Raw genomic sequence first — 15,133 nt, forward strand, 5'->3', positions numbered from 1 at the left:
CCGTGTCGCCACAGTCCCCCAGTAACTCGAGCATCTCCACCGACGCAGACCAAGCGGGCAAGAACCCCGCAGCCGCGTTCGGACCGAACGAGTGGCTCGTCGACGAGATCTATCAGCAGTACCTCCAGGACCCGAATTCGGTAGACCGAGCCTGGTGGGACTTCTTCGCCGACTACAAGCCGGGCGCGCCTGCCGCCTCGGCTCCGGCGGGTACCGCGGCCGCGGGGGCCGCGGGCACCACCTCCACGACACCCGCGCCGGTCCAGCCGGCGGCTCCGGCGCCCGTCGCGGCCGCTCCCGCCGCCCAGGCGCCTGCCGCGCCCGCTCCGGCCGCGCCTGCCGCCCCCAGGGCCGCAGCGCCCGCCCCGGCGCCCGCGAAGCCCGCCGCCGCCCCGGCTCCGGCCGCCGCGAAGCCGGCACCGGCCGCCGCCGCGAAGGCCGCGCCCGCCGCCGCCGCGCCCGAGGGTCCCGATCTGGTCACCCTGCGTGGTCCGGCCGCCGCCGTCGCGAAGAACATGAGCGCCTCGCTGGAGGTGCCGACCGCCACCTCGGTCCGCGCGGTCCCGGTGAAGCTGCTGTTCGACAACCGCATCGTCATCAACAACCACCTCAAGCGCGCCCGGGGCGGGAAGATCTCCTTCACGCACCTGATCGGCTTCGCGATGGTGCAGGCCCTCAAGGCCATGCCGTCGATGAACTACTCGTTCGCGGAGAAGGACGGCAAGCCGACCCTGGTCAAGCCGCCGCACGTGAACTTCGGCCTGGCCATCGACCTGGTGAAGCCCAACGGCGACCGCCAGCTCGTCGTGGCCGGCATCAAGAAGGCCGAGACGCTGAACTTCTTCGAGTTCTGGCAGGCCTACGAGGACATCGTCCGTCGCGCCCGCGACAACAAGCTGACGATGGACGACTTCACCGGCGTCACGGTCTCCCTGACCAACCCCGGCGGCCTCGGCACCGTCCACTCGGTCCCGCGCCTGATGCCCGGCCAGTCGGTCATCATGGGCGTCGGCTCCATGGACTACCCGGCGGAGTTCCAGGGCACCAGCCAGGACACCCTGAACAAGCTCGGCATCTCGAAGGTCATGACGCTCACGTCGACCTACGACCACCGGGTCATCCAGGGCGCCGCCTCCGGCGAGTTCCTCCGCCAGGTCGCGAACCTCCTGCTCGGCGAGAGCGGCTTCTACGACGACATCTTCGAGGCCCTGCGCATCCCGTACGAGCCGGTCCGCTGGCTCCGGGACATCGACGCCTCGCACGACGACGACGTCACCAAGGCCGCCCGGGTCTTCGAGCTGATCCACTCCTACCGGGTCCGCGGCCACGTCATGGCCGACACCGACCCGCTGGAGTACAAGCAGCGCAAGCACCCCGACCTGGACATCACCGAGCACGGCCTCACCCTGTGGGACCTGGAGCGCGACTTCGCGGTCGGCGGCTTCGCCGGCAAGGCGATGATGAAGCTGCGCGACATCCTCGGCGTGCTGCGCGACTCGTACTGCCGCACCACCGGCATCGAGTTCATGCACATCCAGGACCCCAAGCAGCGCAAGTGGATCCAGGACCGCGTGGAGCGCCCGCACTCCAAGATGGAGCGCGAGGAGCAGCTGCGGATCCTGCGCCGGCTGAACGCGGCGGAGGCCTTCGAGACCTTCCTGCAGACGAAGTACGTCGGCCAGAAGCGCTTCTCCCTGGAGGGCGGCGAGTCCGTCATCCCGCTGCTCGACGCGGTCCTGGACTCGGCCGCCGAGTCCCGCCTGGACGAGGTCGTCATCGGCATGGCCCACCGCGGCCGGCTGAACGTCCTCGCCAACATCGTCGGCAAGTCGTACGCGCAGATCTTCCGCGAGTTCGAGGGCAACCTCGACCCGAAGTCGATGCACGGCTCCGGCGACGTGAAGTACCACCTGGGCGCCGAGGGCACCTTCACCGGCCTGGACGGCGAGCAGATCAAGGTCTCGCTGGCCGCCAACCCGTCCCACCTGGAGACGGTCGACCCGATCATCGAGGGCATCAGCCGCGCCAAGCAGGACATCATCAACAAGGGCGGCACGGACTTCACGGTCCTGCCGGTCGCGCTGCACGGCGACGCGGCCTTCGCGGGCCAGGGCGTGGTGGCCGAGACCCTGAACATGTCGCAGCTGCGCGGCTACCGCACCGGCGGCACGGTCCACATCGTCATCAACAACCAGGTCGGCTTCACGGCGGCGCCCGAGTCCTCGCGCTCCTCCATGTACGCCACCGACGTGGCCCGCATGATCGAGGCCCCGATCTTCCACGTGAACGGCGACGACCCGGAGGCGGTCGTGCGCGTCGCACGCCTGGCCTTCGAGTTCCGCCAGGCGTTCAACAAGGACGTGGTGATCGACCTCATCTGCTACCGCCGCCGCGGTCACAACGAGTCGGACAACCCGGCCTTCACCCAGCCGCTGATGTACGACCTGATCGACAAGAAGCGCTCGGTGCGCAAGCTCTACACCGAGTCCCTGATCGGTCGCGGCGACATCACCCTGGAAGAGGCCGAGCAGGCCCTGCAGGACTACCAGGGCCAGCTGGAGAAGGTCTTCACGGAGGTCCGCGAGGCCACCGCGCAGCCGGCCGCCGCGCCCGCCCAGGAGCCGCAGGACGGCTTCCCGGTCGCCGTGCCGACCGCGATCTCCACGGAGGCCGTCAAGCGCATCGCCGAGTCCCAGGTCAACATCCCGGACTACTTCACCGTCCACCCGCGGCTGCTCCCGCAGCTGCAGCGCCGGGCGGCGATGATCGAGGACGGCACGATCGACTGGGGCATGGGCGAGACCCTCGCCATCGGCTCGCTGCTGATGGAGGGCACCCCGGTGCGCCTGTCCGGCCAGGACTCGCAGCGCGGCACCTTCGGCCAGCGGCACGCGGTCCTCATCGACCGGGAGACGGGCGCGGACTACACCCCGCTCCTCTACCTGTCGGAGGACCAGGCCCGCTACAACGTCTACAACTCGCTGCTCTCCGAATACGCGGTGATGGGCTTCGAGTACGGCTACTCGCTGGCCCGTCCGGACGCGCTGGTGATGTGGGAGGCGCAGTTCGGCGACTTCACCAACGGCGCCCAGTCGGTCATCGACGAGTACATCTCGGCGGCCGAGCAGAAGTGGGGCCAGACCTCCGGCGTCACGCTGCTGCTCCCGCACGGCTACGAGGGCCAGGGCCCGGACCACTCCTCGGCCCGCATCGAGCGCTTCCTGCAGCTGTGCGCGCAGAACAACATGACGGTGGCCATGCCCACCCTCCCGTCGAACTACTTCCACCTCCTGCGGTGGCAGGTGCACAACCCGCACCACAAGCCGCTGGTCGTCTTCACCCCGAAGTCGATGCTGCGCCTCAAGGCGGCGGCCTCGAAGGCGGAGGAGTTCACGAGCGGGCAGTTCCGCCCGGTCATCGGCGACGACTCGGTGGACCCGAACGCGGTCCGCAAGGTCGTCTTCTGCACCGGCAAGGTCTACTACGACCTGGAGGCCGAGCGGCAGAAGCGCGGCGTCACGGACACCGCGATCATCCGCCTTGAGCGCCTGTACCCGCTGCCGGGTGCGGAGCTCCAGGCCGAGGTCAACAAGTACCCGAACGCCGCGAAGTACCTGTGGACCCAGGAGGAGCCGGCGAACCAGGGTGCCTGGCCGTTCATCGCGCTCAACCTGATCGACCACCTGGACCTGGCGGTCGGCGCCGACGTCCCGGCCGGCGAGCGCCTGCGCCGCATCTCGCGTCCGCACTCCTCGTCCCCGGCGGTGGGTTCGGCCAAGCGTCACCAGGCCGAGCAGGAGCAGCTGGTGCGTGAGGTCTTCGAGGCGTAGCCCTCCGGAGCATCGCGAAGAAGGGTCCGGTTCCCGTGTGCGGGGGCCGGGCCCTTCGGCGTACGGTCCCCACGGCCCCGGCCGCCGCTGCCGTCCGCCTAGGCTGGTAGACGCCCACCACCGGGCACCCACACAGGCAGGCAGCAGGAGAGCGACCCATGTACTTCACCGACCGGGGCATCGAGGAACTGGAGAAGCGGCGCGGCGAGGAGGAGGTCACCTTCGAGTGGCTCGCGGAACAGCTCCGCACCTTCGTCGACCTGAACCCCGACTTCGAGGTCCCGGTGGAGCGCCTGGCGACGTGGCTGGCCCGGCTGGACGACGAGGACGAGGAGTAGGCGGCCCCGGGGGAGGCGCCCCGTCAGGGGCGCGGGGAACTGCGCGACCAGCCCCCACCGGCCCGCAGCCGAAGTACGGTCCCGAGGCCGAGGCCCCTGGGAACCACCACTCAGTCCCGCGGAAACACCGTCTCGTACGACAGTTCCAGCACCCCGTGCACCATCAGCACCACCCCCACGGCCGCCCACCCCACGCTGTGCCGCCGCATCCCCCACGCGGCGGCCGGCAGCCCCACCGCCACCTCGGCCAGGGCCAGCCGGTGGGCCCTCGGCACGCATTCCGCGCTCTCGGCTTCCGGCGGCCGGGAGACAGCCCTGGATTCATCCGTCGACATGCCCACACGGTAAGCAATTCATCCGCCTACCGCCCGATATGCGACCCACTCGGACCCCGTCGACGTCAACATCGCACCCAACCGGCCACCCCCACGGGTGTCTTGACTTCCCGAGCCCGCGATATATCGTGTTTCATGGAAGACGCGATATGGCGCGAGCCGTGCGATCGCGTTCGCGTCCGGCCCGAGGAGGTCCGCACCATGTCCAAGTCCGAGTGGTCCGTCGCCGAGCCCGAGAAGCTCGACTTCGACACCCCCGTCAGCGACCTGCACGTCCGCATCGTCAACGGAACAGTCAACGTCGTGGGCACCGACGAGGGTTCCACCCGCCTGGAGGTCTCCCGGATCGAGGGCCCGCCCCTGATCGTCACGCACGAGGACGGCACCCTCACGGTGGCCTACGAGGACCTGCCCTGGAAGGGCTTCCTCAAGTGGCTCGACCGCAAGGGCTGGCGGCGCAGCGCGGTGGTCTCCCTGGCCGTCCCGGCGGACACCCGCGTCGAGGTCGGCGTGGTGGGCGCGGCGGCCGTCGTCTCCGGGATCACCGGCACCTCGGTGGTCAAGGGCGTCACCGGCGACACCACCCTGGTCGGCCTCTCCGGCGAGGTCCGCGCGGACACGGTGTCCGGGAACCTGGAGGCCCAGGCGGTCACCGGCAACCTGCGGTTCAACTCCGTCTCCGGCGACCTGACCGTCGTCGAGGGCTCGGGCTCCGCCGTGCGCGCGGACTCGGTCAGCGGCTCCATGATCATCGACCTGGACCCGGACGGCCCGACCGACGTCCGGCTGACCAGTGTCTCCGGCGAGATCGCCATCCGGCTGCCGCACCCGGCCGACGCCGAGGTCGAGGCCAACACCGCGAGCGGCACGATCTCCAACGCCTTCGACGGACTGCGGGTGCACGGCCAGTGGGGCGCCCACAAGATCACCGGCCGCCTCGGCGCGGGCACCGGCAAGCTCCGCGCCACCACGGTCTCCGGCTCCATCGCCCTGCTGCGCCGCCCGCCCAAGGAGGACGACGACGAGCGGGCGGCCTGGGCGGCCGAGCCGCCCGAGACACCGGCCGACGGCACCACCGACGCCACAACCGGCGGCACGACCGACAAGAAGGTGCTCTGACATGCCTCCCGTCTTCGCCCACGGCCGTCTCCGCCTCTACCTCCTCAAGCTGCTGGACGAGGCCCCGCGCCACGGCTACGAGGTGATCAGGCTGCTGGAGGAGCGCTTCCAGGGCCTCTACGCCCCGTCGGCGGGCACCGTCTACCCCCGCCTCGCCAAGCTGGAGGCCGAGGGACTGGTCACGCACACCACCGAGGGCGGCCGCAAGGTCTACGCCATCACGGACGCCGGCCGCGCCGAACTCGCCGACCGCAGCGGCGAGCTGGCCGACCTGGAGCTGGAGATCCGGGAGTCGGTGGCGGAACTGGCCGCCGAGATAAGGGCCGACGTGCGCGGTGCGGCCGGTGACCTGCGCCGCGAGGTGCGCGAGGCCGCCTCCGAGGCCCGGCACGGCGCGGGCACCGGGACCGGTGAGTACGGCGACCTCGGCGACAAGGAGTCGTGGCGGGCCGCCAAGGAGGAGATGCGCCGGGTCAAGCAGGAGTGGAAGGAGCAGGCCCGCCGCGCCAAGGACGAGAGCCGCCGGGCCCGTGACGAGGCGCAGCGGGCCCGCCGGCAGGCCCAGGAGGCCCAGGCCCGGGCGCGGGCCCAGGCACAGGAGGAGGTGCAGCGCATCGCCCGCCGGGTGCAGGACCACGTCCAGGACCACTTCGCGCGCGGCGACTGGCCGACGGGAGTCCGCGAGGGCCTCACCGAACTCGCCAAGGAGTTCGGCGACTTCGGAAAGGACTACGGCAAGGAGTTCGGGAAGGAGTTCGGCAAGAACTTCGGCGTCCGCACCGAGCCGGACCCCGGCACCGGCACCGGCACCGGCACCGGCCCGAACCTGCGGAAGCCGCCGCAGGCCCCGGAGTACACACAGACCCCGGAGGACTTCCCGGCGCAGTACGTCCCGGCGTGGGCGCACGGCGACGAGTCCGACACCGGCGACGCGGCCCGCGACCTCGACCGGCTCCTGGACCGCTTCCGCGACGACATCCGTGACGCGGCCCGCGACCACGGAGTCACCGCGGACCAGCTCAGCGAGGCCCGCCGCCACCTCTCGACGGCGGCGGCCCGCATAGGAGCGCTGCTGCGCACCCCGAAGCCCTGAGACCCGGCCCCACGGACCCGGGCCCCGCCCTCAGGAATTGGTCAGCACGATCTTCCCGAACTGGTCGCCGGACTCCAGCCGTTCGAAGCCCTCGCGGGCGCGGTCGAGCGGGAGCAGCTCGTCGATGACGGGACGCACTCCGGTGGCGGCGCAGAAGGCGAGCAGGTCCTCCAGTTCGTCCTTGGTGCCCATGGTCGAGCCCACGACCTTCAGCTCCAGGAAGAAGATCCGGGTCAGCTCGGCGTGCGAGGGGCGGTCGCCGCTGGTGGCGCCGGAGATGACGATGGTGCCGCCGGGCCGCAGCGACTTCACCGAGTGGGACCAGGTGGCGGCGCCGACGGTCTCGATGACGGCGTCCACGCGCTGCGGCAGCCGGGCCCCCGGCTCCACCGCCTCGACGGCGCCGAGTTCCAGGGCCCGCTTCCGCTTGGCCTCGTCGCGGCTGGTGGCGAAGACCCGCAGCCCCGCGGCCCTGCCGAGCACGATCGCGGCCGTGGCGACCCCGCCGCCCGCACCCTGTACGAGAACCGAGTCGCCGGGGCGCACGCCCGCGTTGGTGAAGAGCATCCGGTAGGCCGTCAGCCAGGCGGTCGGCAGGCACGCGGCCTCGGCGAACGACAGCTCCTTGGGCTTGGGCAGGATGTTCCAGGTGGGCACGGCGACCTGCTCGGCGAAGGTGCCCTGGTAGCGCTCGGTGAGGATGGACCGGGGCTCGTCCGGTCCGACCCCGTGCCCGCTCTGCCCGATCACGGAGTGCAGGACGACCTCGTTGCCGTCCTCGTCGACGCCGGCGGCGTCACACCCGAGGATCATCGGCAGCCGGCCCTCGGGGAGACCGACGCCGCGCAGGGACCAGAGGTCGTGATGGTTGAGGGAGGCGGCCCGCACATCGACGGTACTCCAGCCGGGCCGGGCCACAGGGGCGGGGCGCTCCCCCAACTCAAGGCCGGAGAGCGGCTGGTCGCGGTCGATTCGGGCGGCGTAGACGGCGAACATAGGGCCGACGATAGGTTCCCGGAGCCGCGGACGAAACCGGGGACCGCTGTGACACATACCCTCTTGCGCACAGCGCCCCGCAAGGGGGCACGCACAGCGCCCCGTCAGGGGCGCGGGGAACTGCGCGCCCAGCCCCCACCCGCCGGCACCCACCGACGGCCGTACCCACCCCCATGCGGGGGCCTGGGGGCGGCAGCCCCCAGCACAACGGTCACCTGGTAGGCACCCGAACGGATGGGCCGGTGGGCAAAAATGGCCCCGCCCGAAGCGAGCGAGGCCATTCAGCGCAACGTCAGCGCCGGGCAACCCCCTCGGCCCGCGCCGCCGCCGCCACCGCCGCGGTCACCGCAGGAGCAACCCGCTCGTCGAAGGGAGACGGAATGACGTAGTCGGCGGCGAGATCGTCACCGACGACCGCCGCCAGCGCCTCCGCCGCCGCGATCTTCATCCCCTCCGTGATCCGCGAGGCCCGCACCTGCAGCGCACCCGCGAAGATGCCGGGGAACGCCAGCACGTTGTTGATCTGGTTCGGGAAGTCCGACCGTCCGGTCGCCACGACCGCCGCGTACTTGTGGGCGACGTCGGGGTGCACCTCGGGGTTCGGGTTGGCCATGGCGAACACGAACGCACCCTCGGCCATCGAGGCGACGGCCTCCTCCGGGACCGTACCGCCGGAGACGCCGATGAAGACGTCGGCGCCGGCCAGCGCGTCCTCCAGGGTGCCCTTGAGCCCGGCCTTGTTGGTGAACCCGGCGACCTGGCGCTTGACGTCCGTGAGGTCGTCGCGGTCGGCCGAGATGATGCCCTTGCGGTCGGCGAGGGCGACGTCTCCGATGCCGGCCTCGACCAGCATCTTCGCGATGGCGACCCCGGCCGCGCCGGCGCCCGAGATGACCGCCCGGAGCTGCCCGATCTCCCGTCGGCTGAGCCGCGCCGCGTTCCTGAGCGCCGCCAGCGTGACGACGGCCGTACCGTGCTGGTCGTCGTGGAAGACCGGGATGTCGACCCGCTCCTGGAGCTTGCGCTCGATCTCGAAGCACCGCGGCGCCGAGATGTCCTCCAGGTTGATCCCGCCGAAGGACGGCGCGAGCCGGACGACGGTCTCCACGATCTCGTCGACGTCGGTGCAGGCGAGGGCGATGGGGACCGCGTCCACACCGCCGAACTGCTTGAAGAGGATCGCCTTGCCCTCCATCACCGGGAGGGAGGCCTCGGGGCCGATGTCCCCGAGGCCGAGCACGGCCGTGCCGTCGGTGACGACGGCGACGACGGACGACTTCCATGTGTAGTCGTTCACCAGCTCGGGCTGTTCCGCGATCGCGGTGCACACGCGCGCGACTCCGGGCGTGTACGCGAGGGAAAGGTCGTCCTTGTCACGGAGCGGCACGGTGGCCTGCACGGCCATCTTGCCGCCGCGGTGCAGCGCGAACGCCGGATCGAAGGAATCGAGGGGCTCCGCCCCGCCGTCCTGGTCCGCATTGCCCGACGCGCTGTCGCTGCGAGGATTGACGATCTCCGCTGCCACTTGTCTTACCCCTTAGGTATGCATGGTTTGAGGGTCGGCCACTCCCGGTGAGGGAGTGGGCGGGCACCGCGCAGGGCCCGATCACTGATACGTACGAGTGGCACGTACGGGCACCTGCGCGACGGGCGCGCCGCACACGCGCCCTGAGCCCCGGATGAGGGGTGTAAAGAACCTTCTTACCGGACGGACAGCGCTCACGACGAGTCGAATAGGCGCAAGGTCACATCACGGATGTCGTGGAGAGCCGACAGATGAGCGGCCGAGTGACCAGCAGAAGATCGCGGGGCACAGCCCGAGGTGAACCGGCGGTGAACCGTAGATCTTCCGGCCAGAAGGTCGGATTCCCGCAGATGTGCGGGGCGGCGGGTCGAGGAGGGACCGGCCTGACGCGTCACGGGGGTCACCCGTTATCCGATTTTGACATGGTGACACGTCTGCTTGGAGCAATCCCAATGGCAGGATGCCGTAAACCCACGAGGTCGCGACACCCGAAGGTGTGTGTTTCCGTCGACCCATCGGCATATCGACATATCAGACAAATCGGTATATCGGCTTGTCCTACCCACTGCCGGAGGAACCCACCATGACCGCAGGCTCCACCCGTCGTACCACCGCCTCGCGCTCCCGGATTGCCGCGTTCGGTGCGATCGCGGTCGCAGGCACCCTGATTCTCACCGGTTGCGGTGACCAGACGGACAAGGGCGGCGACAGCGGCTCCTCCTCGACGTCCTCTGCCCCGCTGGCGAGCAAGCTCCCGGACGACGTCCGCAAGGCCGGCGTGATCAAGGTGGGCTCGGACATCGCCTACCCGCCGGTCGAGTACATGGAGAACGGCAAGGCCGTCGGTGTCGACCCGGACATCGCGGACGCGCTGGGCAAGCAGCTGGGCGTGAAGTTCGAGTTCCAGAACGGCAAGTTCGACAACCTGATCGTGGGCCTGCAGGCCAACCGCTTCAACGTGATCATGTCGGCGATGAACGACACCAAGGCCCGCCAGGACGGCATCGACTCCGACACTGGCAAGAAGGTCGGCAGCGGCGTCGACTTCGTCGACTACTTCACCGCCGGCACCTCGATCCTGGTCCAGAAGGGCAACCCGAAGGGCATCCAGTCCCTGGACGACCTGTGCGGCAAGGTCGTGGCCCTGCAGAAGGGCACCACGTCCGAGGGCATCGCCAAGGCGCAGAGCGAGAAGTGTACGAAGGACGGCAAGAAGGCCATCGACCTGCAGACCTTCGACACCGACCCGGAGGCGCTGCTCCGCCTGAAGCAGGGCGCCTCCGTCGCCGACCTGAACGACTTCCCGGTGGCCGCCTACAACGCCAAGACGTCCGGCAGCGGCAAGGACTTCGAGGTCGTCGGCGAGCAGATCGAGGCCGGCCCGTACGGCATCGCGGTCAGCAAGACGAACACCCAGCTGCGCGACGCGATCCAGGCCGCCATGGCCGCCATCATCAAGAGCGGCGACTACCAGAAGATCCTAGAGAAGTGGAACGTCACGCAGGGCGCGGTGACCGAGTCGAAGATCAACGGCGGCTCCTGAAAGCCCGGGCACGACTGAAGGGCCGTCACTGTGACTGACACGGTCGACAAGACTCCGGCGCCGTCCGTGCCGCCGGAGCAGATCAAGGCCATCCCGGTGCGCCACTACGGGCGCTGGGTGTCCGGCGTCGTGGTCGTCGCCCTCGTGGTGCTGATCGGGATCGCCTTCTCCAACGCGAAGATCAACTACAGCGTCATCCCCGACTACCTCTTCGACCAGGGCATCGTCTCCGGCGCCTGGACCACGCTCTACATCTCGGTGCTGGCCATGGTGCTCGGCGTCGCGCTCGGCGTGATCCTCGCCGTGATGCGGCTGTCGTCGAACCCGGTCACCAGCACGGTGTCCTGGTTCTACATCTGGTTCTTCCGCGGCACCCCGGTCCTGGTCCAGCTGCTGCTCTGGTACAACATCGCGCTCGTCTTCCCCATCCTGAACCTGGGGTTCTACAAGGACGAGATGAACCAGGTGATGACCCCGGTCCTCACCGCCCTGCTGGGGCTCGGCCTGAACGAGGCCGCGTACATGTCGGAGATCGTCCGCGCCGGCATCCAGTCGGTCGACGAGGGGCAGACCGAGGCGTCGCACGCGCTCGGCATGACCCAGGGCCAGACGCTGCGCCGGGTGATCCTGCCGCAGGCGATGCGGGTCATCATCCCGCCGACCGGCAACGAGTTCATCAACATGCTGAAGACCTCGTCGCTGGCCTACGCGGTCCAGCTGCCCGAGCTGATCAAGAAGGCCACGGACATCTCCAGCACCTCGCTGGCGGTCGTCGAGATGTACTTCGTCGCCTGCATCTGGTACCTGTTCCTGACCACGATCTTCAGCATCGTCCAGTACTACATCGAACGCCGTTACGCCCGCGGCTCCTCGCGCAACCTCCCGCCCACCCCGCTGCAGCGGCTGCGGAAGAATCTGGCCCGGTGGGGTTCGTTCCGTCGCCCGGAGGTGGCCCGATGAGCTCTCTCGCGAAGGACATCACCCCGCCGAGCAGCGGCGCCCCGATGGTCAAGGCCGAGGGCGTGCACAAGTCGTTCGGCCTGTCGCACATCCTCAAGGGCATCGACCTGGAGGTGCTGCCGCGCGAGGTGTTCTGCCTGATCGGCCCGTCCGGTTCCGGCAAGAGCACGTTCCTGCGGTGCATCAACCATCTGGAGAAGATCAGCGCCGGCCGCCTGTACGTCGACGGCCGCCTGGTGGGCTACCGCCAGCACGGCGACAAGCTCTACGAGCTGAAGGAGAAGGAGGTCGCGGCGCAGCGGCGGGACATCGGCATGGTGTTCCAGCGCTTCAACCTCTTCCCGCACATGACGGCCCTGGAGAACGTCATGGAGGCGCCGGTCCAGGTCAAGCGCGAGTCGAAGGCGTCGGCCCGTGAGCGGGCGCAGCGTCTGCTGGACCGGGTCGGCCTCGGCGACCGCACCGGCCACTACCCGGCGCAGCTCTCCGGCGGCCAGCAGCAGCGCGTCGCGATCGCCCGCGCGCTCGCCATGCAGCCGAAGCTGATGCTCTTCGACGAGCCGACCTCCGCGCTCGACCCGGAACTGGTCGGCGAGGTCCTGGACGTGATGCGGGACCTGGCCGAGGACGGCATGACGATGATCGTCGTCACGCACGAGATGGGCTTCGCCCGCGAGGTCGGCGACAGCCTGGTCTTCATGGACGACGGCGTGGTGGTCGAGTCCGGCCACCCGCGCGACGTCCTGACCAACCCCCAGCACGACCGGACGAAGTCGTTCCTCTCCAAGGTCCTGTAGACCCGGGGAGCGTCACGGCGTGAAAAGGGGCGGTACGAGCATCCTCGTACCGCCCCTTCGGCCGTCCGGCCTGCTACTTGAGGGCGAGCAGCAGCGTGTCCGACGGCGAGCACCACACCGCCCGGGCCTCCCCGAACCCCTTCTCGCGCAGCACGCGCGCGTGCCAGGCCGCCGAGGGCATGTCGCCGTCCGCGTGCTCGCCGTAGATCTCGAAACGGCGGGCGGTGGGCCCGGCGAGCACCGGATCCTGCGCCGCCAGCTGCCACCACTCGGTCCAGTCCAGCGCCCCCGCCGCCTTGGCCTGATCCATACCCCGGTGCCGCCGCGCCCGTTCCGCGGCGTTGATCCGGGGCGTGCTGTCGTCGATCATGTGGTCCGCGTTCATGAAGACACCGCCGTCGCGGACGAGTTCCGCGACCTGACCGTAGAGGGCCGCGAGGGGTTCGCTGTGCAGCCAGTGCAGGGCAGTGGCGGTCAGGACGGCGTCGTACGCGTCGTACGGCAGCCGTGCGGTCCACTGCGGGTCCTTGAGGTCGGCGCTGACGAAGGCGACCCGGTCGTCGCCCGCGAAGGTGCCCTCGGCGATGGCGAGGAGGGCCGGGTCGAGGTCGACCCCGGTGCTCACCGCGGCCGGGAAGCGGGCGAGCAGCCGGGCGGTGATGCTGCCGGTGCCGCACGCGAGGTCGAGGACCCTGGGGGCCGTACCGACGAGTTCCTCCACCATGTCGAGCATGATCCGGAACCGTTCCTCGCGGTCCGGCATGTACCACTCCTGCTGCCGGTCCCAGCTCTCCTGCCAGGCACCCCAGTCGGCCCCGGTCGTGCTCGTCGTCGTGGTCGTCGGCGCGTCCGTCATGGCAACCCTCCACCGCACAAGGCTCGTAATACCCTGGAAGCACGACCGGCTGTTACCCGACCGCACGACCGACCATAGAGTGCCCGCGTAAGGACTACAAGTGGAACTGGCCTATTACTCGGATTACGCCGTCCGGCTCGTCAACAGCGAGGAACCGGCCCGGGGCAAGGACTCCCTGACCTCGGTCGAGGCCGTCCGTGATCTGTTCGGCGGCAACCAGCAGGCCGCCCGGCGCGCCACCGAGGCCGACCTCACCCGGTTCCGCTCGGTCCGGGCCCGGCTGCGCGCGGTCTTCGAGGCGGCCGACAAGGGCGAGGAGACCCTCGCGGTCGACCTGCTGAACTCACTGCTGCTGGAGTTCCCGGTCAGCCCGCAGATCTCCGGGCACGACTTCCGGGACGAGGACGGCCGCCCGCTGTGGCACATGCACCTGGCCGACCATCCCTCCAACGCCACCGCCGGCTACACCGCGATCGCGGCGATGGGCCTGGCCTTCCACCTCACCGAGTACGGCGTCGACCGGCTCGGCCTGTGCGAGGCGGCGCCGTGCCGCAACGCCTACCTCGACACCTCGACCAACCGCTCCCGGCGCTACTGCTCGGACCGCTGCGCGACCCGCGCCAACGTGGCCGCCTACCGGGCCCGCAAACGCCTGGAGGCGGAGCGCCCCGGCCTGCCGGAGCGATCGGCCAGCACCGGCCTGGCGGCCGAGAGCGCCCAGCGCACCAGCGCGAGCGGCGAACGCTGACCCGCCCTGCGGGGCCGCCAGCGGAACAGGGCCCGGCCGAGGACCAGCTCCTCCGGCACGGTCCCGTAGTCCGTGCTGTCCCCGCCCGCGTACGCGTTGTCCCCGAGCACCCACCAGCCGCCCTCGCGCAGCTCCACGGCCCGCTTGACGACCAGCAGGTCCTGCTGGAACGGATGGCGCAGGACGACGACGTCACCGGCCCGTACCCGGGCCCCGTACCGCACCAGGAGCTGATCCCCCTGGTACAGCGTGGGCACCATGGACGGGCCGGTCACCTCGGCCAGTCCGAAGAGCGCGGCGCCCCTCCCCCGCTCGGTCTCCTGCGACAGCTCCGGCATCCCCGGCACCTCCCCGGTCCGTTCCTCCACCAGTCTCAGTCTGACCCTGGACTTTTGTCCTAAGCCCATGGGGGCACCCGCGAAATCAGGCTTCCCAGGGAGTAATGTCCCACCTGAGAAGACGATCACGAGGAAGGAATGCTCCATGCTTTCCCGCCTGTTTGCCCCCAAGGTCAAGGTCAGCGCGCACTGCGACCTGCCCTGCGGTGTGTACGACCCGGCCCAGGCCCGCATCGAGGCGGAGTCGGTTAAGGCCGTGCAGGAGAAGATGGCCGCCAACGACGACCCGCACTTCCAGGCGCGCGCCACCGTCATCAAGGAGCAGCGCGCCGAGCTCGCCAAGCACCACGTCTCGGTGCTCTGGAGCGACTACTTCAAGCCCCCGCACTTCGAGAAGTACCCCCAGCTGCACCAGCTGGTCAACGACACCCTGAAGGCCCTGTCCGCCGCCAAGGCGTCCACGGACCCGAAGACCGGCGAGAAGGCCCTTGAGCTCATCGCCGAGATCGACACGATCTTCTGGGAGACCAAGAAGGCCTGACCCGCACCCTTTACCGGTTGCCAGGGCCTTGTCGGCCGCACCCGGCCCGAAGGACCGCCGTTCACGGTGTTCCGGAGGGTTCGGGTGCGGTCTTTTTTTCCGGGGTGCGGTCTG

The 15,133-nt window shown here is 70.0% G+C and carries 14 protein-coding genes; 9 read left to right on the forward strand and 5 right to left on the reverse strand.

Annotated features, from left to right (window positions below; all coding sequences use genetic code 11):
- Positions 1–2: 2 nt before the first annotated feature.
- Together ACFZB3_RS32670 and ACFZB3_RS32675 are read left to right on the forward strand one after the other, a co-directional pair.
- The gene (locus ACFZB3_RS32670; protein ID WP_391381756.1) at positions 3–3,830 is read left to right on the forward strand and encodes a multifunctional oxoglutarate decarboxylase/oxoglutarate dehydrogenase thiamine pyrophosphate-binding subunit/dihydrolipoyllysine-residue succinyltransferase subunit; all 3,828 of its coding nucleotides are present in this window, start codon (positions 3–5) and stop codon (positions 3,828–3,830) included.
- 158 nt (positions 3,831–3,988) lie between these two features.
- Positions 3,989–4,168 (forward strand): DUF6104 family protein, encoded by a 180-nt coding sequence (locus ACFZB3_RS32675; protein WP_023586593.1) that lies wholly within the window; start codon positions 3,989–3,991, stop codon positions 4,166–4,168.
- A 110-nt stretch (positions 4,169–4,278) separates the two neighbouring features.
- Here ACFZB3_RS32675 and ACFZB3_RS32680 read toward each other — a convergent pair whose 3' ends face one another.
- Complete coding sequence (locus ACFZB3_RS32680) at positions 4,279–4,503, reverse strand: hypothetical protein (RefSeq protein ID WP_391381758.1); 225 nt, start codon at positions 4,501–4,503, stop codon at positions 4,279–4,281.
- 201 nt (positions 4,504–4,704) lie between these two features.
- Here ACFZB3_RS32680 and ACFZB3_RS32685 point away from each other — a divergent pair, with 201 nt between their 5' ends.
- Both ACFZB3_RS32685 and ACFZB3_RS32690 read left to right on the forward strand, forming a co-directional pair.
- Positions 4,705–5,622, forward strand: coding sequence for a DUF4097 domain-containing protein (locus ACFZB3_RS32685; protein ID WP_391381760.1), 918 nt, complete (start codon positions 4,705–4,707; stop codon positions 5,620–5,622).
- Position 5,623: 1 nt separating this feature from the next.
- Positions 5,624–6,715 (forward strand): helix-turn-helix transcriptional regulator, encoded by a 1,092-nt coding sequence (locus ACFZB3_RS32690; RefSeq protein WP_391381762.1) that lies wholly within the window; start codon positions 5,624–5,626, stop codon positions 6,713–6,715.
- Between the two features lie 30 nt (positions 6,716–6,745).
- Here the strand turns inward: ACFZB3_RS32690 and ACFZB3_RS32695 are convergent, their stop codons facing one another.
- Complete coding sequence (locus ACFZB3_RS32695; protein WP_391381764.1) at positions 6,746–7,711, reverse strand: zinc-binding dehydrogenase; 966 nt, start codon at positions 7,709–7,711, stop codon at positions 6,746–6,748.
- A 292-nt stretch (positions 7,712–8,003) separates the two neighbouring features.
- Positions 8,004–9,236, reverse strand: a complete 1,233-nt coding sequence (locus ACFZB3_RS32700; protein WP_391381766.1) for a malic enzyme-like NAD(P)-binding protein — start codon at positions 9,234–9,236, stop codon at positions 8,004–8,006.
- Positions 9,237–9,819: 583 nt separating this feature from the next.
- Between ACFZB3_RS32700 and ACFZB3_RS32705 the strand changes: the two genes are divergently transcribed.
- The 3 genes from ACFZB3_RS32705 to ACFZB3_RS32715 are packed head-to-tail and all read left to right on the forward strand — an operon-like array spanning position 9,820 to position 12,536.
- Positions 9,820–10,779 carry a transporter substrate-binding domain-containing protein gene (locus tag ACFZB3_RS32705; protein WP_391381768.1) on the forward strand — a complete coding sequence of 320 codons (960 nt, stop codon included), beginning with the start codon at positions 9,820–9,822 and terminating at the stop codon, positions 10,777–10,779.
- 30 nt (positions 10,780–10,809) lie between these two features.
- Positions 10,810–11,739 (forward strand): ABC transporter permease subunit, encoded by a 930-nt coding sequence (locus tag ACFZB3_RS32710; protein ID WP_391381771.1) that lies wholly within the window; start codon positions 10,810–10,812, stop codon positions 11,737–11,739.
- Positions 11,736–12,536: an ATP-binding cassette domain-containing protein gene (locus ACFZB3_RS32715; RefSeq protein WP_391381773.1), complete on the forward strand. Its 801-nt coding sequence runs from the start codon at positions 11,736–11,738 to the stop codon at positions 12,534–12,536. The genes ACFZB3_RS32710 and ACFZB3_RS32715 overlap by 4 nt, the downstream gene beginning before the upstream one ends.
- Positions 12,537–12,609: 73 nt before the next feature.
- Here the strand turns inward: ACFZB3_RS32715 and ACFZB3_RS32720 are convergent, their stop codons facing one another.
- Entirely contained in the window at positions 12,610–13,392 is a 783-nt protein-coding gene (locus ACFZB3_RS32720) for a methyltransferase domain-containing protein (protein WP_391381775.1), read from the reverse strand.
- Between the two features lie 100 nt (positions 13,393–13,492).
- Here ACFZB3_RS32720 and ACFZB3_RS32725 point away from each other — a divergent pair, with 100 nt between their 5' ends.
- Positions 13,493–14,140: an ABATE domain-containing protein gene (locus ACFZB3_RS32725; protein ID WP_391381778.1), complete on the forward strand. Its 648-nt coding sequence runs from the start codon at positions 13,493–13,495 to the stop codon at positions 14,138–14,140.
- Here the strand turns inward: ACFZB3_RS32725 and sodX are convergent.
- On the reverse strand, positions 14,026–14,478 hold the full coding sequence (gene sodX / locus ACFZB3_RS32730) for a nickel-type superoxide dismutase maturation protease (RefSeq protein ID WP_391382160.1): 453 nt from the start codon (positions 14,476–14,478) through the stop codon (positions 14,026–14,028). The genes ACFZB3_RS32725 and sodX overlap by 115 nt on opposite strands.
- Positions 14,479–14,623: 145 nt before the next feature.
- Here sodX and sodN point away from each other — a divergent pair, with 145 nt between their 5' ends.
- The gene (gene sodN / locus ACFZB3_RS32735; protein ID WP_351719271.1) at positions 14,624–15,019 is read left to right on the forward strand and encodes a superoxide dismutase, Ni; all 396 of its coding nucleotides are present in this window, start codon (positions 14,624–14,626) and stop codon (positions 15,017–15,019) included.
- Positions 15,020–15,133: the final 114 nt, after the last annotated feature.

This window comes from Streptomyces sp. NPDC008092 (assembly GCF_042957285.1).
Taxonomy (GTDB): domain Bacteria; phylum Actinomycetota; class Actinomycetes; order Streptomycetales; family Streptomycetaceae; genus Streptomyces.

Coding starts and splice junctions, on each gene's coding strand:
- ACFZB3_RS32705 (WP_391381768.1), top strand. CDS start 9,820: ATGACCGCAGGCTCCACCCGTCGTACCACCGCCTCGCGCTCCCGGATT.
- ACFZB3_RS32695 (WP_391381764.1), bottom strand. CDS start 7,711: ATGTTCGCCGTCTACGCCGCCCGAATCGACCGCGACCAGCCGCTCTCC.
- ACFZB3_RS32715 (WP_391381773.1), top strand. CDS start 11,736: ATGAGCTCTCTCGCGAAGGACATCACCCCGCCGAGCAGCGGCGCCCCG.
- ACFZB3_RS32685 (WP_391381760.1), top strand. CDS start 4,705: ATGTCCAAGTCCGAGTGGTCCGTCGCCGAGCCCGAGAAGCTCGACTTC.
- sodN (WP_351719271.1), top strand. CDS start 14,624: ATGCTTTCCCGCCTGTTTGCCCCCAAGGTCAAGGTCAGCGCGCACTGC.
- ACFZB3_RS32680 (WP_391381758.1), bottom strand. CDS start 4,503: ATGTCGACGGATGAATCCAGGGCTGTCTCCCGGCCGCCGGAAGCCGAG.
- ACFZB3_RS32690 (WP_391381762.1), top strand. CDS start 5,624: ATGCCTCCCGTCTTCGCCCACGGCCGTCTCCGCCTCTACCTCCTCAAG.
- ACFZB3_RS32720 (WP_391381775.1), bottom strand. CDS start 13,392: ATGACGGACGCGCCGACGACCACGACGACGAGCACGACCGGGGCCGAC.
- sodX (WP_391382160.1), bottom strand. CDS start 14,478: ATGCCGGAGCTGTCGCAGGAGACCGAGCGGGGGAGGGGCGCCGCGCTC.
- ACFZB3_RS32675 (WP_023586593.1), top strand. CDS start 3,989: ATGTACTTCACCGACCGGGGCATCGAGGAACTGGAGAAGCGGCGCGGC.